Here is a 19,035-nt window from a genome sequence, read left to right on the forward strand (position 1 = left end):
CACCGATTGCGGTGCCACAACCCGTGCAGCCGGGGCGGAAGCACCCGAAACCTCTCTTAGGAAAGACATCACTGGTGTTGTGGCGCGGCTCTCAGTTGGTCGCCAACGGCAAACACCGCGCTCGCTTCGCTGACGATGGAGACGTGATCCCTGGCGGCCTTGCCGGCGGCATTACCGTCGCCCCGCATGATTGCGGTGACAATGGTGTCGTGCTCCTGCCAGGATTTGGCGAGCCGTCCCGGCAGCATGAATTGCGCGCGGCGGAACGGCGCCAGCCGGCTCCGTGTCATCACGGTCATTTCGTAGATATGGGCGTTGTGGGCGCCGCGATAGAGCCGGGTGTGGAACTCGGTGTTGAAATACTCGTAGTCCTCCTCGGCGCGCAGCTGCACCAGTCGTGCCGAGGCCTGATGCTCGATCTCGAGCGAGCGGCGTTCGCCGCTGGTCATGCGCTCGGCCGAGAAGCGGGCGCAGATCGCCTCCAGTTCGGCCATGCTCTCGAACATCGAGGCGAGATGCTCTTGCGTCACCACGGCGACGATGGCGCCCCGGTTCGGTCGCCTTTCGACCAGGCCCATGGCGCTGAGCTGGCCGAGCGCCTCCCGGACCGGGGTTCGTGACACGTCGAAGCGGGCGGCGAGCGAGGTCTCGTCGAGCTTTTCGCCGGGGCGCAGGAAGCCGGTGACGATCCGGTCGCCGATCGCCCTCACCATCTGATCCACGGTCGTGCCCGACCTGATCAAGCTGCGCTTCCCCGACAAATCTCCTCCGTCCGGTCTTCTGTAGAGTCAGTCGGCGCATAGGCCTGTCGACTCGATACACCACTCTATGCCTCTATTTTAATCTGCCTGTCAAACTGTCTGTTTTCAAGGCAAAAAGTGCATGCAATTGCCTGATACATGAGCAGATGCTTTTGAATGCATGATTGATTTTATTTGATAAATTCATGTTTTGGAATTGGCACAGCGATTGCATGCACTTTTTCGAGAAGGCGTTAACCGACCTGGAAAAGGGTCCATAGGGGAGCATAAGAGATGACCGACAGATTCATGCTTAGCCGCCGCCAATTGCTCAAGACCTCCGCCGCCGGAGCCGCACTTGGGCTGGCCTCGGTATCCTTTCCCATCACAAGGGCTTTTGCTGCCGCCACCACCGTCGGCTTTATCTATGTCGGGCCGAAGGACGACTATGGCTACAACCAGGCGCATGCCGAAGGCGCCGCGGCGCTGAAGGGCATGGAGGGCATCTCCATTGTCGAAGAGGAGAACGTGCCCGAGACGGTCGACGTCCAGAAGACGATGGAATCGATGATCAATCTCGACGGCGCCTCGCTGATTTTCCCGACCTCATTCGGCTATTTCGATCCGCACATGCTGGCCATGTGCGCGAAATTCCCCGACGTGCAGTTCCGCCATTGTGGCGGCATGTGGAACAAGGACAAGCATCCGATGAATGCCGGTTCCTATTTCGGCTATATCGGCATGGGCCAATACCTCAACGGCGTCGTCGCCGGCCATACGAGCAAAACCAAGAAGCTTGGCTTTATCGCCGCCAAGCCGATCCCGCAGGTGTTGCTCAACATCAACTCCTTCCTGCTTGGCGCGCGTTCGGTCGACCCGACGATCACCTGCCAGGTGATCTTCACCGGCGAATGGTCGCTGGCGGTCAAGGAGGCGGAAGCCACCAACGCGCTGGTCGACCAAGGTATCGATGTCGTCACCTGTCATGTCGATAGCCCCAAGGTCGTGGTCGAGACGGCCGCCGGCCGTGGCGCCTTCGTGTGCGGCTACCATGCCAACCAGAGCCCGCTGGCGCCCGAGAAATACCTGACCGGCGCCGAGTGGAACTGGGCCAAGGTCTACAAGATGTTCGTCGACGACCTCGTCGCCGGGACGCCGCTGCCCAATTTCACTCGCGGCGGGTTGGCCGACGGCTTCGTCAAGATGAGCCCGCTCGGCCCCGCCGTCTCCGAGCCGGCCCGCAAACAGTTCGACGCAACGCTGGCCGAAATGACGAAGGGCGGCTTCTCCGTCATCAAAGGGCCGCTGAAGAGCAACAAGGGCGCCGTCGTGGCGAGTGAAGGCCAGGCCTTCACCGAGACCGCCATCGAGCTTGAAAGCATGGACTATCTCGTCGAGGGCGTCGTCGGCTCGACCGCCTGAACCGGACGGAGGCGGCAACATGACAGACACGGTGGCAGGGGCCGGCGCGCCGGCGACATTCGGCGTCAGGGGTTATCCGGCGGCGCTGGAATGGATCGCCCGGCGCGCCGAGGCCGTTGTCATTCCGCTGGCGGCGCTGGTCGTCGGAATGGCCCTGTTCAGCCTGTTCATCCTGGCTGTCGGCAAGTCGCCGGTCCAGCTCTATGAAACGATGTGGCGCGGCGGCTTCGGCTCGTGGTTCTCGGTCCAGAACTCGCTGTCGCGCGCCGCACCCCTTTTGCTGGCGGCGTTGTGCGTGGCGCTGCCGGCCCGGCTCGGCCTCGTCGTCATCGGCGGCGAGGGCGCGATCGTGCTGGGCGGCGTCGCTGCCGCGGCAGCCGGTGTGGCGCTGAGCGGCGCCCCCTCCTTCATTGTCATTCTCGTCATGGGCGTGGCGGGCATGGCCGCCGGCGGCATCTGGATAGGTGCCGTCGGCGCGCTCCGCCATTACCGCGCCGTCAACGAGACCATCTCCAGCCTGCTGATGGCCTATATCGCGATTGCCCTGATGAACCAGCTGGTCGAAGGACCACTGCGCGATCCGGCCTCGCTCAACAAGCCATCGACCCAGCCGCTGGCCGATATCTATCGCGTCGGCAACATGCCAGGCATGGAGGTGCATTGGGGCCTGGCAGTCGGCGTCATTGCCTGCGTGCTGTCCTGGGTGCTGATCGAAAAGACCCGCTGGGGCTTTGCCGCCCGCATCGCCGGCGGCAATGTCAGGGCCGCCCAGGTGCAGGGGCTTGCCGTCGGCTCGCTGATCGTCGGCTTCACCGGGCTGGCCGGCGCCTTCGCCGGCCTTGCCGGCATGCTGGAGGTCGCGGCGGTGCAGGGCAGCGCCAACGCCTCGCTCGCCGCCGGCTATGGCTATACCGGCATCCTCGTCGCCTTCCTCGCGCGGCACAATCCGCTGGCCATCATTCCGGTCGCCTTCCTGCTTGGCGGCATCGATGCCTCCGGCGGGCTGATCCAGCGCCGCATGGACCTGCCCGACGCCACCGTGCTGGTGCTGCAGGGCATGCTGTTCATCGTCATCCTGTTCAGCGAAACCTTTTACGGCCGCTTCAAGGCCTTCAATCCCGACCTATGGCAAAGGAGCAGCTGATGGACGCCACCGGGATCGGCCTCTGGGGCGTGCCGCTCGCCATCCTCGGCGGCGCCATCCGCGTTTCCACCCCCTTCATCTTCGTCTCGCTCGGCGAAGCCATCACGGAGCGTTCGGGGCGCATCAACCTCGGCCTCGAAGGCACGCTGGTGTTCGGCGCCATGACCGCCTATGCGGTGGCGGTGATGACCGGCTCGCCCTGGCTCGGCCTCATCGCCGCAGCCATCGCCGGGCTTTGCTTCGGCCTGTTCCACGGCTGGATCTGCAAATTCCGCGGGGTCAACGACATTGCCATCGGCATTGCGCTGATGCTGTTCGGCTCGGGCCTCGCCTTCTTCTTCGGCAAGCCGTTCATCCAGCCTTCCGCGCCCGACCTGCCGGCCATTCCCCTCGGCGCCTGGTCGGACATTCCGCAGGTGCAAGCCGCACTCGACGTCAACGTGCTGTTCCTGATCGGCGCGGCACTGGCGGTATTCCTGTGGTGGGCCTTCCGCAACACCCGCGCCGGCCTCATCGTGCGCGTCGTCGGCGACAGTTCCGATGCGGCGCGCGCCATGGGCCTCAACCCGGACACGGTGCGTCTCATCGCCACCGGGGTCGGCGGCGCGCTGGCCGGCATCGGCGGCGCTTATCTGTCGCTCTATTATCCCGGCAGCTGGACCGAAGGCATCTCGTCGGGGCAGGGGCTGATGGCGGTGGCGCTGGTCATCTTCGCCCGCTGGAACCCGCTCGGCTGCTTTGCCGCAGCCCTTCTGTTCGGCGGCGCCGGCGCGCTCGGCCCGGCGCTGCAATCGGTCGGCGTCACGCAAGGCTACTATCTCTTCTACGCCGCCCCTTACATTCTCACCCTGATCATCATGATCGCCACCTCCTCGCCCAGCCGTTCGCTCGCCGGCGCGCCGGGCGAGTTGTCGATCACCAAATGAACCGGAGTTTGCTATGAACGCCAGAGCCGGGATCGCCCAGCGCTACATCGACGCCGATCCCTATCCTTGGCCCTACAATGGTGATCTGAGGCCCGACAACACGGCGCTGATTATCATCGACATGCAGACCGATTTCTGCGGGCCGGGCGGCTATGTCGACCATATGGGCTACGATCTGTCGCTGGTGCGCGCCCCGATCGAGCCGATCAAGTCGGTGCTGTCGGCGATGCGCGCCAAGGGCTACACCATCATCCACACCCGCGAGGGCCACCGGCCCGACCTCGCCGACCTGCCGGCCAACAAGCGCTGGCGCTCGCGACGCATCAATGCCGGCATCGGCGATCCCGGTCCTTGCGGGCGCATCCTGGTGCGCGGCGAGCTGGGCTGGGACATCATCCCCGACCTCTATCCGGCCGAGGGAGAACCGATCATCGACAAGCCGGGGAAAGGCTCGTTCTGCGCCACCGATCTCGAACTGATCCTCAACCAGCGCGGCATCGAAAACATCGTGCTCACCGGCATCACCACCGATGTCTGCGTCCACACCACCATGCGCGAGGCCAACGACCGCGGCTTCGAATGCGTGATGCTGGAGGATTGCTGCGGGGCGACCGACTACGGCAATCATCTCGCCGCCATCAAGATGATCAAGATGCAGGGCGGCGTGTTCGGCGCGGTGTCGAACGCCGCCGCGCTCGTTACCCAGCTGCCGTGAGGATACCGCGATGAGCGCAACCACGAACAGTAAGGCGGTCGGCGTCGAGGCCATCGGCATGACCATGCGCTTTGGCGCCTTCACCGCGCTCGACGATGTCTCGGTCAAGGTGCCGGCCGGCTCCTTCCACGCGCTGCTCGGCGAGAACGGCGCCGGCAAGTCGACGCTGGTCAAATGCATGATGGGTTTTTACCACCCGACTTCCGGCGACATGCTGGTCGACGGCCGCGAGGTCACGATCGCCAGCCCCAAGGATGCCTCGGCACTCGGCCTTGGCATGGTCTACCAGCATTTTACCCTCGTGCCGTCGCTGACCGGCGCCGAGAACCTGGTCATTTCGCGCGAGAAGGTGCCTGGCGTCATCGACTGGCGCAAGGAACGCTCCGGCCTTGCCCAATTCATGGAGCGGATGCCGTTCAAGCTGCCGCTCGACGTCAAGGTGGCCGAGCTTGCCGCCGGCGAGAAGCAGAAGCTGGAGATCGTCAAGCAGCTCTATCTCGGCCGCTCCTTCCTGGTGCTGGACGAGCCGACTTCGGTGCTCACCCCCGGCGAGGCGCAGGAAGTGCTTGGCTTGGTGCGCGCCATGACCAGGGCGGGCGACCTCACCGTGCTGATGATCTCGCACAAGTTCCACGAGGTGACGGCGTTCGCCGACGATGTCAGCGTGCTGCGCAAGGGCAAGCTTACGGGAACCGGCCGTGTTACCGATCTCGACCACAAGGCGATGGCGGCGATGATGATCGGCGACCAGCCGATCGCGGCGCTCGACAGCCGTGCCGAGCCAAAGCTGGACGCCGAGATCGTGCTCAAGGTGAAAGCATTGAAAGCACCGGACCGCACCGGGTTGAAGTCGATCCGGATCGAGGATCTTGGCGTGCGCTCGGGCGAGATCGTCGGCATCGCCGGCATTTCCGGCAACGGCCAGAAGGAGTTCCTCGAAGTGCTGGCCGGGCAGCGCCCGCGCGATGCCGGCGAAGTCATGGTGCGCGGCACGACCTATGCGGCGACGCGTGCCGAGGCGCGTGCGCTCAATGTCCGCCTTATCCCGGAGGAGCCGCTGAAGAACGCCTGCGCGCCGAAGATGACGGTGGCCGAGAACATCTCCTTCCGCACCTTCGACATCGACGGCAACGGCAAGCCGGTGAACTGGATCAGCGCTGGTGCCATCCGCGCGTTCAGCGCCAGGCTGGTCGAGCAGTTCAAGGTCAAGACGGCCTCGCTGTCGTCGCCGATCGCCTCGCTGTCGGGCGGCAATGTTCAGCGCGCCGTACTTGCCCGCGAACTGACCGGCGAGGTCGACCTTCTGATCGTCTCCAACCCGTGCTTCGGCCTCGACTTCTCGGCCGTGGCCGAGATTCGCGCCCGCATCATGAAGGCGCGCAATGCCGGCGCGGCTGTGCTCCTGATGTCGGAGGATCTCGATGAACTGCTCGAGCTCTCCGACCGCATCTTCGTCATGTCCGACGGCGCGCTCGTCTACGAGACGCCGATCGCGCTGGCGAGTGTGCAGACCATCGGTGAGCACATGGCGGGACATCATTGATGGTTGAAATCGCAGCGCAGCCATTTCCATTCGCCTTCAAGCTGCCGACCATGGCGCTGGTCGTCATCGACATGCAGTGCGATTTCGCCGAGCCCGGCGGCTTTGGCGCCAGCCTCGGCAACGACGTCAGCCGGGTGGTGGCGATCGTGCCGACGGTAAAGAGACTGATCGAAGGCTTCCGCGCCGCCGGACTGCCGGTGATCCACACCATGGAATGCCACAGGCCCGACCTTTCGGATCTGCCTCCCGCCAAGCGCAATCGCGGCAATCCGTCGATCCGCATCGGGGACGCCGGGCCGATGGGCCGCGTGCTGATCGCCGGTGAGCCGGGCACGGCGATCCTCGACGAGCTTGCGCCGCTGCCCGGCGAGATCGTCATCGAGAAGCCCGGCAAGGGCGCGTTCTATGCTACAAGCTTTGGGGACGACCTCAAGAAACTGGGCGCGCAGCAGCTGGTCTTTGCCGGCGTGACGACCGAAGTCTGCGTGCAGACGACGATGCGCGAGGCCAACGACCGCGGCTACGATTGCCTGCTCGCCGAGGACGCGACCGAAAGCTATTTCCCCGAGTTCAAGGCGGCGGCGATCGCCATGATCAGGGCACAGGGCGCCATCGTCGGCTGGACGGCGACCACCGACCAGGTGCTCGAGGGAATTGCCAATGCCTAATCTGAGTTTTGTCGGCCTGCTCGACGACGGCTGGCGCGATCTCGTATTCGAGCCGTTCCGCGATGGTATCAGTGTGCACTGGCTGCTGAAGGGCGGGCGGGTCGAGCCGTCGGTCGCCATCCTCAGCTACCGGCCCGGCGCCGGTGTGCCACGCCACCGCCATGCCGGGCTGGAGACGATTGTCGTGCTAGACGGCACCCAGAGCGATGAGAACGGCGACTATCCGGCTGGCAGCGTCGTCCTGAACCCGGTCGGGACCGAGCATTCGGTGTGGACGAAAGACGGCTGCGTCGTGCTGATCCAGTGGGACCTGCCGGTGATCATTCTGGGGGGGGCCAAATGAGCGACATCCACTTCGACATCGGCAGCCTGCACGGCGCCTATAAGGCTGGCACCGGCGTCGCAGAGGTGATCGACGCCGTCTATGCACGCCTCGCGGCCGCCGACGATCCCGGCATCTTCATCTATCTGGCCGACAAGGCCGCACTGCTGGCCGCGGCCGCGGACCTCGGCCAGTTCAATCCCGTGGCCAGGCCACTCTGGGGCATTCCCTTCGCCGTCAAGGACAACATCGACGTCGCCGGCATGCCGACGACGGCGGCCTGCGCCGAATACACCTACTGGCCCGACAAGGACGCTACCGTGGTGGCGCGGCTGAGGGCGGCAGGCGCGCTGGTCGTCGGCAAGACCAATCTCGACCAGTTCGCCACCGGCCTCGTCGGCGTGCGCACGCCCTGGCCGATCCCGCGCAACGCCATCGATCCCGAACTGGTGCCGGGCGGCTCTTCCTCCGGTTCGGCGGTGGCGACGGCGCGCGCCATCGTCTCCTTCGCGCTCGGCACCGACACCGCCGGCTCCGGCCGCATTCCCGCCGGCCTCAACAACATCGTCGGGCTGAAGCCGACGGTCGGCGCGCTGTCGGCCGCCGGCGTCGTGCCGGCCTGCCGAACACTCGACTGCGTCTCGGTGTTCGCGCTGACCGTCGACGACGCCTACAGGGTATTCTCCGTCGCTGCGGCGCGCGACGCGGCCGATCCCTATTCGCGCGACATCGCCGTCCAGCCGCTCGCCGCCCGCCCGCCGGTGCTGAGCGTCGGTATCCCGGCAAAGGCCGACCTGAAGTTCTTCGGCGATGCGGCGATGCAGGCCGGCTTCGAGGCCGCGTTTGCCATGCTGTCGCGGCTCGGCTGCCGGCTGGTCGAAATCCCCTTCGGCGATTTCTACGCCACCGCCAATCTTCTCTACGAGGGCGCCTGGGTGGCCGAGCGCTATGCGGCGATCCGCGATTTCATGGAGGCCAATGAAGCGGCCCTGCATCCGGTAACACGGAAAATCATCGGCGGCGCCAGGAACCTGTCGGCAGCGGACGCCTTTCGCGGCCTCTATGCCTTGCAGGCCTACAAGGCGAAGCTCGCCCCGGTCATTGCCTCGGTCGACCTGTTCTGCGTGCCGACCGCGCCGACACATTACACCGCCGCCGCCGTGCTCGCCGACCCGGTCGAGACCAACAGCCGGCTCGGCACCTACACCAACTTCGTCAACCTGCTCGACATGTGCGGCATCGCCGTACCGACCGGCAGGCGCGGTGACGGCCTGCCGATGAGCGTCACCTTGCTGGCGCCGGCCGGCCGCGATGCGCTGACGGCGGCGCTCGCCCGCGACCTGCATGCGGCGAGCGGCCTTTCGCTCGGCGCCACCGGCTGGTCGCAGCTCGGCCTTCAGCCGGCGTCGTTGCCGGCCAGCGACGGCATGATCGACCTCGTGGTGGTCGGCGCGCATCTGTCAGGCATGCCGCTCAACAGCCAACTCGATCAGCTCGGCGGGCAATTTCTGCGCGCGACCACGACCGCCCCGGCCTACAGGCTCTATGCGCTGGCCGGCCAGTCCGTGCCCAAGCCCGGCTTGACCCGCGTCGCCGATGGCGGCATGCGGATCGACGTCGAGGTATGGCGGCTTGGGCCGGAGGCCTTCGGCCGTTTCGTCGCCGCAATTCCGGCACCGCTAGGGATCGGCACGGTCGAACTCGACGACGGCACCCGGGCCAAGGGTTTTCTGGTCGAAGCCGTTGGCTTGGAAGGTGCCTCCGACATCTCCTCATTCGGCGGCTGGCGCCGCTTTGTCGCACGCGGCAAAGACATGACCGAACAAAGTGAAAAGCGGCAGAACTGGCCCGCTGGCGTCCCGATCTGATCGTCGTGCAGACTTGCCTTGCCGGACTTGGCTATTGGCACGCCGGTGGAGGTGTCCTCTCGACCAGCAGTCTCACAACGCTTCCATATCTCATGAAACCTCTTGTGGTCAGTGCGCGGACGTTGAGGGAAGAAAACGTGTGTTGCTTTTCATCGCTCTGAATTACTTGCGCGCGGAATCAGCGGTGCCGCATTGAAATTATTGATCAATTTCAAACGAAATCGCTACCATTGCGTATAGATTCTGTAGCTATTTCAATGGTTTAAGGAGTTTTGGTAGCGGGAGAGGGAAACGATATCCCGCCGCCTTCGACATTGATTTTGCACGGTTTTCTCTAAAGGCATGGTACCGAAAAGGTACCAAAACTCAATACCCAAAAGGAACACGCTATTGCCACAATGCCGTTGATCACCGCTTGGCTCCTACTAGCTCTAAGAGCCAAGCCATTGTCATCAGGCGCGCACCTTCTTCACCATACGCACCGCCTGACCGTCGATCCGAACCTCCACTTGGTTCCGCGCCGCGTAGGGTTCGATTTGCCGGGCAAAACGCGAGATGAGCCGGTGTGACACTTCGAACGCATGCCACCTCCCGGACCGAGCGCAGCGATCGTCAAAGCCATTTAGGGCGCGAAAGCTTCCGGCGTTTTGGATGGGTCGCTGAACATCCCAACGGGTTTCCTCAGGATATGCTCCGTCTGTGACGCGCAGTCTCACGCGGTGCTTTGACTTGGCCTTGACACTTATTGCCTGGTGTCGGCGCAATTGGATGATTTTCGCCATACAACTTCTCCTTCGGCTCAAGGAGTTATTGAAAAGAGAGGTGTCGCGAGCCAGCCGACAACCTCACCCGGTCAAACAGGTGTGGTCGGCGGTCCGCCGTGTACCGGCGGTATCAGCTATCGCTTTGGCGACGCGGTTCGTGAAGCGTTTGGGCTTCGACCCCGGTGGCCAATCCTCGACCCGATAGGCAGGGTGGTCAAGCCCTAAAGAGACGAAAATGTTTCCCAACGAGCTACCGTTTTCAGCCCATGCAATAATTGCTTAACAGCCGCTTCCAGTGTCTAGGGCAAGCAGTTTCTTCGCAGCCGTTATGCTATCTCCTCGTTCGTCGCCATCTTGGCGGACTGATACGGAGCGCGCACGCGCCTACCGACCTCTTGCAGCCTAGAAAGTCTCCGTTAGGTCTACCATATACCTAATTCCAATCTAGCCAAATGAGAGGCCGATGAGCACTTCCGAAACGACAGAATTTGCGGTTATGGACTGTCCGTGTGGGAACGGAAAAATCCTCAAATACATTACCACCCAAGACAACCCATGGAGCTCTGCTCACATCTCCTATGGAACTAACTGCGGTACATGCTCGCGCGATTGGGAAATATCCAACTTTGGGACAATGACCAATCGTGAATCAGAAAACCCGTACAAAGCAGCGTATCGTGCGGAGCAGAAAATAGTGTCGTTGATTCATGCTATCACGGACGATCTGGCCGACCAGTATTTCGAAAAATTTGCAGACAAGCCGGCGACGGTGGAACTTCGGGAAATGCAGCGTCTTGGTATCGCGCGCTTTAATATCGACAAGCTCAGGCAAGCACGACGACAAGCGAGCAAGCCGTCCAAAAACGTCTATGCGTTGCGGAACCCTAATTGGCTTGCGGACCTAGCTAATTCTGCTGGGAGAGAAAACGAGTTTGGTCAGTTAAGAGCAGACTACGAAGCTGCGGTAAGTAAGACAAAAGAGGCAAGCAGCAAAGTGATTAGCCGCTCCATACCACGCAGCTATCCATGACACGCGTGGTTTAAGGTTGAGGGTCTCGCCATTTGTCGAGAGCCGTCCAGCTAAGCTCCGCCTCAATGCGTCGCCGATATTCGGTGTCGATTTGTCGTGGCGCCAACCGAATATAACGCTCGGCGTTTTCGCGGCTACTCCCAGCCAACTTTCGGAGATGGTTTAACGTTTGCTCAATCGTTGGGATTTTGCTTTCCACGCCCAGGAACTTGGGCGGAAGCGCTGTCCAAACAACACCGCCAACACCCCTTGCTGCTGCCCATTCAGCCAAACTGGGTATTTGTTGGGGCGAAGGTGCGCCGAGGACCCATTGGCCAATGTGATTTTTCGAGGGCTTTCCCTCTCTTCCTCGCAGGGCTTCTGCTGATTGGTTGATGTCGGTCGTGTCCATAACAGCCCAAAGCACCCGGACAGGCTTCGCGGAATGCTCAATCACCAAAGTGATTCTATCGTCACTAGATTGACGAGCAAACTCGATCCTGACGAATGGGCCGTCGTCAAACCACTGCCTTTGGACAGGCAACTCGCGTGGATCCCATATCAAGGAGCCCCATCCTAAGCACGCTATCACCGGCACAGTCTTCCTCCCACCTTGATGGTCTGCACTAAACGTCTAGGAGGGCAAAGCCGTACGGCATGGTGGCCCGGTGCCCCGCCTAAGCGGACATAGCTCGTCGAACTCCACGGGCTTCAGAGAGCCCAGTACCGGGTCCCACCGCCGTGGGTTGTTGAAGCGCTCGATGTAGTCGAAAATCGACCCTAGAGCCCGTTACTCGTTGAGTATCGCCAGAAGCCGCTGCTTCATCAATTCCTTCCTTGCGTCATAAAACTCCCGAAAACCTAATAGGCCCATCGAAACCGAAGTTCCGATATCGTGGGCGCTTTCGTACTGCTGCCTTTCTGTGTGTCCAGAGAAGCGCTTTGCGAGCCAATCTGCCGGCAGTGCAGCACGTTTCTCGTTGTTCTCAGCGCCATCCAGTAGTTGCAAGTTTGGGAGAAGATTTCTTCTTTGCGAGACCCAGCTTATTTCCTCGACGGGCCACTCCTGTTTGCTAAGCGAAGACCACTTGGTCAGACTTTCTGGATATATGTGGTCGATGTGGTACTGATTTCGTAGGTCGACGAAGGGATAGAGTAGCGTCAATGCTAGGAATGTGGCTGGCTTTCCGTAGTCTGAGCCAAGAATGGCATCGATCTCCCGCTCTTCGAATGTCAAAGGCTTTCCTCGGGATGCCATAATCTCGCGGAGATGTGCTTCCGGAAAGCCTGCCTCGGCGCTATCGCGAATTGCTGTCCTTAGATGGGTAAGCAGGGTGTCTAATCCACTGCCCCAGATACCGGAAGGTTTTAGCAATGACGCGATGAGCCATCTGCGTATCTGTCTGCGATCGCCGGCGTACTGCGTGTGCGTAAGGTAGTTGTCTTGTGCCTGTATCCGATACAAATAGTACGCGATGGGCAGTAGCGAACTAACCGCCCGGAGGTTGCTCCCGCTGAGCCCAAATTGGCTTGCGAGATGAGTTGTTAAGACCAGCGCGGAGCGAATGTTTGTCCAATTTTTTTCTAACAGTGCCATGTTGGAGCGCGTAAAGTTCTCGACGCGAAACCCTACACTCGCAACATCTGTCAGCATCAACCCAGCCTTCAGGACAAAGTTCTGAGTGAAGGCAAATCCTGGCTTAACTCTGTTAAGATCGTCAACTAAGGACGCTATTTCGCGCCTCGCGTCTAGATGAGCCCACTGAGAAACAATAATGCTATGGAGCAAATCAGATTGCGACAGGAGAGTTCCAGCACTATTGAGGCGAATAAATATGTTAAGAACTCTCTCCAGATCAGAACTTGGCTCCTCGTAGTAATATATCAAAGGATCAACATGAATTACCTTGTGCAGGCGATCAAGAGCAGAAAAAGCCGTGTTGAGGTCTTCACCTTGTAAGCCGTTCTGGGTCAGTAGGTTTAGCATATTGGGGCCGCTCTGAAGGGCCATTATCTCACTAACTCGAAACCAAAATTCCTGCCCAGAAACATATTCTTTAGGCTCACTAAGGAACCGAAAATCATATCGCTGCTTTTCAAGTTGGCCTTCCGGAGTTTCCTTCTCGCTAGATAATAAGTTGAGATAGAGGGTCAATCGCGGATAAGCGTCGGCACTCGATTTTCGAGCGTGTTTCCGCTTCAGCGCCATTGATCCACGAAGGCCAATATTGAGTGCGGTCAGCCGTTGCTGACCATCAAGCACGGCAGTGAGCGCACGACTTGATACCGGGCCTAGCTCGCTACAGTGACGGGCATCCCTCTCATGGTAGTCGCGCATGAAATCGTAGAATTTCCACTCGCCAACTTGTTCAGGCTCGATGCGCCAGAAAAGGAATGTACCAAATGGAAAGCCCCTCATAAGGCTATCGAAGAAACCCGTAACTTGATCGGATCTCCAGACGAATTCGCGCTGAATAGCAGGGAGAACCCAGTGTTTCTGCTCTATTTTTTGTAGAGCGTCCTTGATGGTACCGCCCGGCTTGTACATCGTTGCCCCTCCCATTTCATGGCGAGAATGCTCTAGAAGCTAGAGCGGAAGCTATGCCCGTTCTCGCTGTGTCCACTGCTTTGTGGACGCGATCCAGCCAACTGAAGGCGATTACCTCCGATAGCACCCATCTTATCACGACCTATAGACCCTACGTTCCTAGAGGCCAGCGCCATCCTTCGAGTTGTATTGGCGATCGAGTTGAGCCGCATTGTGCGACTTGTATTTGAAGATCCGTCCGGTAGTTTGACCGTTCCGGTCATCGGGGGGATGAATGGAAGAGGCCGACCGAACTAACGACGATGCACAAGCTGGGGCGCCCGTTCACCTCATCCTCGGGACTGTGCTCCACGGTGCCTTAGCGTTCAAAGCCCGCAACGTGAACGATACATTTCGCGGCCAAGTGCTTTGCAATGACGGCGAAACCAGACATGCGATTATCAAGGACCTGACGCCACGCCAGCTCGCGAACGAGATCATGGCCGCCGCCGATGGCTTGGCGTCGGGGCTTCCAATACCTTTGCCCATAATCGCTAAGGTCGAGCCAGGGGTCTTGAAGGTTTCTCGTTGCCCTCTGTCTGACAAGAGTGGGCATCTGGTGTTTGCGTCCGCTGACGTGGAGGCAAAGAGCGTTCAACAAATTTTTCGCGGCGATCCTAGCCTGGTTCCGCTGGTCCGTGAGAAATTGGCGGGATGGTCCGATGTGGCGGCAATGTACGGGTTTGACACATGGATCGCCAACATCGACCGGCACGAAGGAAATCTCCTCTTCTCGGGACGCAACGAAATTTGGCTAATAGACCACGGGCATAGCTTTACGGGCCCAAAATGGAACGCGAGGCACTTCAAGCCAGACGCTCAATACAACAACCGCTTGTCAAGTTGGCTCACTCCAACCCTATCCGATGACCGCCGGCGTGAGCTAGCAGGGCCGGCGGGTGCATTGCCTGAGCGTCTCGACGGTGTCGAGCTTGCGCGGCTAGGAGAACTGAACTACGTCGCTCATATTTTGACGCGAGGGGATTTTGATGCCCTCGTGGCGTTCCTCAATGCTCGCGTGGAGCACGTTCCGCGATTGGCTTCGGAAGCTCTCGGGTTGCTGGTATGAGCATGGCCTTCACAAGTGGCGACTTTCCTAGCCGAGCTCATCATATCCGGGCATTGTGGGCGCCGGTGCTTTTATCCCCGCGCCTCGGTTCGCCCGAGAACCTTGTTATCGGCGTCGCAAGCGCGACGGAAGGTGACTTTCATCTCGCAGAGGCAAATGCGTGGCGGCGGCTGCACTGTTTGTTCGGAGACGGTTCGGAGACGGCACTGCTTGCGGCCCGTGTTGCGCTCGATACGCTGAAAGCGGATTTGTCAGAACGAGGACAAATCGCGCTTCGTGAACCTCGGGATACTTTTTCGGGGATCAGTTTCGGCAAGGTGAGGGAAGGCGAAGGTAGTAGCGTGAAGCAGATTGCAGTGACTTGGCTCGCCTCGCTTTCATCCCTCTATGATGTTGCTCTAGCGGAGAAAGTCGACAAGGCTGGTGACGCGGTAACGGCAACGATTGAGACCCAGGTCAAGGCGGATCGCTTGCCGGTTCTTGTCCTGGAGTATGTTCAACAACATAGGCCGCAGCTATCTAATTTCTTTAATGCCGAAATTCGTGAGAAGCGTGAACGCCAAAGAAAACCACGCGCGCAAGACATCTACATTGGTTTTGCCGGCTCTTTCCTCGTAGCAAATTTCGCCACATTACCTGCAAAGCGTTCCAACACGACCGTCGACCATATAAAACGTCTAATGTGGGATTTGGAACAGGATCGTGATGCCGCTGGCGACCTAGACCGCCAGCGCAAATACGAGATGATCGTCAAGCATCAGGATAAGTACGATCCGCATATCACCGAAAAGCAGTTCGATGAGGTACTGGGCGTGGTCGACGAGCTTGGAGAGCAGGGCAGAAAGCGGGATATTGCTGTGGTTTCACGGGTAACCGTTCCGGATATAGGCAACCACCTCTTAGAATTTGAACGAGCTGCTTGATGTCGCCTTCTCTAATTGAACTGCTTTCGCGAAAAGCCGAGTGCCTGAGCATTGTCTGATACAATATCCTCGACTTCCTTCGAGAAGCCCTCAGGGCTTTCGGCTTGGACTTCGAGCACGATACGGAAGGTGGTGCCGTCAGCCCGGTCGAGTTCCGCAACGACGCTTTCGAAGATCTGAGAGACCTTTATTGCGCCACGAATGGTGTCCAGCTCGATCATCCCAGAAAAACGCGTCGGTCGCACCGCTTGTCGGGCCTCACCCGGTTGGCCTTCTGTGCCGGAAGCGCTAGCCGTTGAAGTGCTGGACACCGAAGCCTTGCTAATTTGCTCCCGTTTCTTTGCGGCTTCGGCGATCTCCCGCAGAACAATCACCATGTTCTGGCCGAAACGTACCGGCACGGTCCTGGCGAACTGAAGTTCGGTATATTCGTCATCGGTTCTATCTGCTGCCAGCGCGAACTTGGCGCTTGCAGCATCCATGTCTGCAACGGCGTCAGAAATCGCACTCGCCAAAACTACCTCATCCCTCAGTCGCTCCATATGAAGGAATTCGAAGTACCAATCACGTACTTGGTCGACTGGGAGATCCGACTTCCCCTGCGGCCAGAGCTGCAGCATACGCTGGGTGAAGCTCTGGCGACCGAGCGTCGTAGAGACTACCGCTGCCTCCGACGCTTTTTCCCACGCCGCTTCCGCAGGGGTGCGCTGACCCGAAAGCCGCATAGCAAAATGCTCCAGCCCAACAACGCTCTGATCTGTCGCAGAAAGCGTTGGCACCAGCAGATGCGACCAAGCTTTGCGAACGGTATCTTTCGCAGCTTTTTCCGCCTGCGTGTAACGGTTTTGCGCGTCGGATTTTTGGCTGTCGGTCAGGTCGAGGCTTCGGTCGTCGATGATGCTTTTCCATGCCATCATTCGCTTGACCGTGCGTCGACCATCCTCAAGTCCGCGATCGTCGGCAGAAAGAAAGACGAGGGCATTGCGATACTTGCGCTGGCCTCCAGCACGGCGGTCCAACCCATCCAATGCTTCGATTTCCGCGATTGATCCGCCCCCGGGCTGATAGAGATGATTGGGGCCAAGGATCACCAACCCGGATGTCGGGCGATCCTCCACTTCCGAGGCCCGGTCCGGTGAAGTATGGACCCGACCCCAATTGCTTTTTGCTCGCTCGTCAATCTTGAGGAACTTGATGATCTCAGCATCGGCGGCATCATTGTCCACATCGAGCTGTCGGTTATCGGCCAGTTTGTTTAGCGTCGCGCGGGGACCGTACCAATAGCGGCCTTCTGTCTCATAAAGATGCGCTGACCGTTCTGCAATTTCGCGAAGCGCATCACCGAATATGGAAATCTGCTCTCCTGGCTTGACGCAGGCGAGCCTGAGTTCTGGACCAGTTATGCCGCCGCGAGCATCTCCCGCAGGAGCTGTGCTAATGAACACAGCACGCGCTGCGCGCCTGGCAACCTGATCGTTCCGGTAGCGCTGCCTTCTGCTTTCCATCTCAGCCGGCAGCGACGTGTCTCCATCGACTTCGCCTTCTATAATCGATCCCCATACAGGGCCAGGCAGCGGTTCGAGCAACGCGCCACGAACTGCTGGATCATCCACGCGCAATGAACTTGGCAGGATCAGCGGCTCGTCGCTACGCTCGCGATAGCTGGCAAAGATCGTGCGGGCCAAAAGTGCTAGCAGGCCGCGCGTGCGCTGGAATTTCTCCAGTACACCCCATTCGTTCGAGAGCTTGTCGAAAAGCATCGGATGGATTGGATAGGCTTCCATCATTTTGTCAGCATAGTCGCGCTCGCCCGTTCCCGATGGAAAGTCCGACTTGTGATCACGGTACAGCTTTATGAAGCGCTCTACAGTGCGCTTGCGCTGCTTCTCTCCCTCGGTATCAAGTGCCTGAAACAGGCGCCGCCTTATTACGGAGTACGTTTCGGAGCCTTGTGCTGGCTGCCAAGTGGATTGCGTTCGTCCAAACAGTTTTTCGAGTGCGCGCAACGTCTCGCGTCCCTTGTCGCTTCCGCCTGCCTCAAGGTCGCTTTCTGGCAACGAACCGACGATCAGGGCATTGGGGATTTGCGCTGCAGCCTCGGTCAACGATTGCAGGAATGAGATATGTGCGTTGTAACGTTCGCCTGTAAGCTGGCGCACAAACACGACCAACTCGTCCAGCAGGATTAGCGACGGCTTCCCCGTCAGCGTTAGCACTTTCTGGAAGACTTCCGCCCCGGGACTGGTGCCAGCCTCCTCGGATGGCTTGACAAGCGCTAGACCTTCACGCCCTGCCACGCGCCAGGCTAGGTAACCCCAGAGCGTCCGGACGGCCTGGCCATCAGCAGTCGCAAGCGGTGCGTCCGGCCCTTTGTCACTGCCACTGAAGACCGCAAGGTTCACTTCTCCAAGATTGGAAGAACCGATCTCGGCAGCGATCGAAGACAGATTGTCAGCACGGCTCAAGTGCTGAAGCCGAGCCATATGCAGCAGCGAAAGCAGTGTGTGGGTCTTGCCACCACCGAAATTGGTTTGCAGTCCGATCGTTGAAGGGCCGCCGGTCCCTCTGAGACGTTTGGCGGCATTTTCGAGTGTCATTCGCAAGCCGGCGGTCAAGTAGGTCGCGTTGAAGAACTCGATCGGATCAGCGTAGGTTTCCTCGCCCTCGGCGCGGTCGGCAGCGGCGAGGTTGGCCGCGAATTTGTCCTTGTCGAGCCTGCCTGTCAGAACATCCTCGCGCGGGGGCGATACTACCCTCCAAGGCTTCAACCCTTCCACCTCGCCTCCGCCGAAGAAGTCCTCCTGCCTTGGTTCCTCGGCTTTTGTGCGGTTGGGGGTCAGCGTAAGCGTAGGGCGGCGTAGTGTCTCCGGATCTGTTAGGGTGTTTGCCGGTTGTGCTTCTGCCCTTGCTTCAGCTGGGCTGGCCATCGCCGTCAGCAAGCCCCTCAATAGAGCCGAAGCCCGATCAGCTTCGTCTTTCGCACCAACCGCGTTTAGCAAATCCGACCCGCCCGAAAGAGCACGGAGCGCTAGCTGGTCGTCTATTGTCCCGGAAGAGTGCGCGAATGTGTTGCGGCCGGCCAATGCGGCGGAGGCTGCATCTCGCACTTCCATTTTGAGTATGTTCTGAAAGACCTCGCGCCAGTTGTTGTTGATGGCATATAGCAAGGCGTAAGAGTCCAAGTCAGCCATAGGAGAAAGAGACGGCGGCATCCGTGCTGTGCGCCGCCAGTTTGCACCAAGCTGAGCCGTTAGGTGCTTCTCCACAAACGGCAGGCAACCACGCTCAATCAGGGCCAAAAGCTGTGCGATGCGGTCGCGATTGTTCATTTCTCG

General features: G+C 60.1%; 15 protein-coding genes. 11 read left to right on the top strand and 4 right to left on the bottom strand.

All coding sequences use genetic code 11. The features are described 5' to 3' along the window. Positions 1–68 precede the first annotated feature (68 nt). Entirely contained in the window at positions 69–743 is a 675-nt protein-coding gene (locus tag C9427_RS13480) for a GntR family transcriptional regulator (RefSeq protein ID WP_107649663.1), read from the bottom strand. A 291-nt stretch (positions 744–1,034) separates the two neighbouring features. Here C9427_RS13480 and C9427_RS13485 point away from each other — a divergent pair, with 291 nt between their 5' ends. Genes C9427_RS13485 through atzF form a run of 8 tightly spaced genes read left to right on the top strand, consistent with a single transcriptional unit; the run spans position 1,035 to position 9,348 of the window. Beyond that, on the top strand, positions 1,035–2,162 hold the full coding sequence (locus C9427_RS13485; protein ID WP_107649664.1) for a BMP family ABC transporter substrate-binding protein: 1,128 nt from the start codon (positions 1,035–1,037) through the stop codon (positions 2,160–2,162). A 19-nt stretch (positions 2,163–2,181) separates the two neighbouring features. After that, entirely contained in the window at positions 2,182–3,306 is a 1,125-nt protein-coding gene (locus C9427_RS13490) for an ABC transporter permease (RefSeq protein ID WP_107649665.1), read from the top strand. Next, positions 3,306–4,232, top strand: a complete 927-nt coding sequence (locus tag C9427_RS13495) for an ABC transporter permease (protein WP_107649844.1) — start codon at positions 3,306–3,308, stop codon at positions 4,230–4,232. Before C9427_RS13490 ends, C9427_RS13495 begins: the two co-directional genes overlap by 1 nt. Before the next feature lie 13 nt (positions 4,233–4,245). After that, positions 4,246–4,947: a biuret amidohydrolase gene (biuH, locus tag C9427_RS13500; protein WP_107649666.1), complete on the top strand. Its 702-nt coding sequence runs from the start codon at positions 4,246–4,248 to the stop codon at positions 4,945–4,947. 10 nt (positions 4,948–4,957) lie between these two features. Then, entirely contained in the window at positions 4,958–6,490 is a 1,533-nt protein-coding gene (locus tag C9427_RS13505; RefSeq protein WP_107649667.1) for an ABC transporter ATP-binding protein, read from the top strand. Then, positions 6,490–7,158, top strand: coding sequence for a cysteine hydrolase family protein (locus tag C9427_RS13510; RefSeq protein ID WP_107649668.1), 669 nt, complete (start codon positions 6,490–6,492; stop codon positions 7,156–7,158). The genes C9427_RS13505 and C9427_RS13510 overlap by 1 nt, the downstream gene beginning before the upstream one ends. Continuing rightward, complete coding sequence (locus tag C9427_RS13515) at positions 7,151–7,501, top strand: cupin domain-containing protein (protein ID WP_107649669.1); 351 nt, start codon at positions 7,151–7,153, stop codon at positions 7,499–7,501. The genes C9427_RS13510 and C9427_RS13515 overlap by 8 nt, the downstream gene beginning before the upstream one ends. After that, positions 7,498–9,348 (top strand): allophanate hydrolase, encoded by a 1,851-nt coding sequence (gene atzF, locus C9427_RS13520; protein ID WP_107649670.1) that lies wholly within the window; start codon positions 7,498–7,500, stop codon positions 9,346–9,348. The genes C9427_RS13515 and atzF overlap by 4 nt, the downstream gene beginning before the upstream one ends. Positions 9,349–9,800: 452 nt before the next feature. On the opposite strand, the gene C9427_RS13525 is transcribed toward atzF, so the two are convergent. After that, a complete protein-coding gene (locus C9427_RS13525; protein ID WP_107649671.1) occupies positions 9,801–10,130 on the bottom strand; it encodes a hypothetical protein in 330 nt (109 codons plus the stop codon). A 445-nt stretch (positions 10,131–10,575) separates the two neighbouring features. Here C9427_RS13525 and C9427_RS13530 point away from each other — a divergent pair, with 445 nt between their 5' ends. Beyond that, positions 10,576–11,142, top strand: a complete 567-nt coding sequence (locus C9427_RS13530; RefSeq protein ID WP_146172538.1) for a hypothetical protein — start codon at positions 10,576–10,578, stop codon at positions 11,140–11,142. A 769-nt stretch (positions 11,143–11,911) separates the two neighbouring features. Here C9427_RS13530 and C9427_RS13535 read toward each other — a convergent pair. After that, the gene (locus C9427_RS13535; protein ID WP_107649673.1) at positions 11,912–13,669 is read right to left on the bottom strand and encodes a DUF262 domain-containing protein; all 1,758 of its coding nucleotides are present in this window, start codon (positions 13,667–13,669) and stop codon (positions 11,912–11,914) included. 274 nt (positions 13,670–13,943) lie between these two features. On the opposite strand from C9427_RS13535, the gene C9427_RS13540 reads away from it, so the two are divergent. Both C9427_RS13540 and C9427_RS13545 read left to right on the top strand, forming a co-directional pair. Continuing rightward, positions 13,944–14,777: a HipA family kinase gene (locus C9427_RS13540; RefSeq protein ID WP_107649674.1), complete on the top strand. Its 834-nt coding sequence runs from the start codon at positions 13,944–13,946 to the stop codon at positions 14,775–14,777. Then, positions 14,774–15,700, top strand: coding sequence for a hypothetical protein (locus tag C9427_RS13545; protein ID WP_107649675.1), 927 nt, complete (start codon positions 14,774–14,776; stop codon positions 15,698–15,700). Before C9427_RS13540 ends, C9427_RS13545 begins: the two co-directional genes overlap by 4 nt. A gap of 11 nt (positions 15,701–15,711) precedes the next feature. Here C9427_RS13545 and C9427_RS13550 read toward each other — a convergent pair whose 3' ends face one another. Then, the gene (locus C9427_RS13550; RefSeq protein ID WP_107649676.1) at positions 15,712–19,029 is read right to left on the bottom strand and encodes a DUF499 domain-containing protein; all 3,318 of its coding nucleotides are present in this window, start codon (positions 19,027–19,029) and stop codon (positions 15,712–15,714) included. Positions 19,030–19,035 lie beyond the last annotated feature (6 nt).

It is taken from the genome of Mesorhizobium helmanticense, from assembly GCF_003034915.1.
GTDB classification, from domain to species: Bacteria; Pseudomonadota; Alphaproteobacteria; order Rhizobiales; family Rhizobiaceae; genus Mesorhizobium; species Mesorhizobium helmanticense.

Excerpts from the sequence above, each read along its gene's own strand:
- C9427_RS13485 (WP_107649664.1), top strand. The coding sequence starts at position 1,035 with ATGACCGACAGATTCATGCTTAGCCGCCGCCAATTGCTCAAGACCTCC.
- C9427_RS13490 (WP_107649665.1), top strand. The coding sequence starts at position 2,182 with ATGACAGACACGGTGGCAGGGGCCGGCGCGCCGGCGACATTCGGCGTC.
- C9427_RS13495 (WP_107649844.1), top strand. The coding sequence starts at position 3,306 with ATGGACGCCACCGGGATCGGCCTCTGGGGCGTGCCGCTCGCCATCCTC.
- biuH (WP_107649666.1), top strand. The coding sequence starts at position 4,246 with ATGAACGCCAGAGCCGGGATCGCCCAGCGCTACATCGACGCCGATCCC.
- C9427_RS13505 (WP_107649667.1), top strand. The coding sequence starts at position 4,958 with ATGAGCGCAACCACGAACAGTAAGGCGGTCGGCGTCGAGGCCATCGGC.
- C9427_RS13510 (WP_107649668.1), top strand. The coding sequence starts at position 6,490 with ATGGTTGAAATCGCAGCGCAGCCATTTCCATTCGCCTTCAAGCTGCCG.
- C9427_RS13515 (WP_107649669.1), top strand. The coding sequence starts at position 7,151 with ATGCCTAATCTGAGTTTTGTCGGCCTGCTCGACGACGGCTGGCGCGAT.
- atzF (WP_107649670.1), top strand. The coding sequence starts at position 7,498 with ATGAGCGACATCCACTTCGACATCGGCAGCCTGCACGGCGCCTATAAG.
- C9427_RS13525 (WP_107649671.1), bottom strand. The coding sequence starts at position 10,130 with ATGGCGAAAATCATCCAATTGCGCCGACACCAGGCAATAAGTGTCAAG.
- C9427_RS13530 (WP_146172538.1), top strand. The coding sequence starts at position 10,576 with ATGAGCACTTCCGAAACGACAGAATTTGCGGTTATGGACTGTCCGTGT.
- C9427_RS13535 (WP_107649673.1), bottom strand. The coding sequence starts at position 13,669 with ATGTACAAGCCGGGCGGTACCATCAAGGACGCTCTACAAAAAATAGAG.
- C9427_RS13540 (WP_107649674.1), top strand. The coding sequence starts at position 13,944 with ATGGAAGAGGCCGACCGAACTAACGACGATGCACAAGCTGGGGCGCCC.
- C9427_RS13545 (WP_107649675.1), top strand. The coding sequence starts at position 14,774 with ATGAGCATGGCCTTCACAAGTGGCGACTTTCCTAGCCGAGCTCATCAT.
- C9427_RS13550 (WP_107649676.1), bottom strand. The coding sequence starts at position 19,029 with ATGAACAATCGCGACCGCATCGCACAGCTTTTGGCCCTGATTGAGCGT.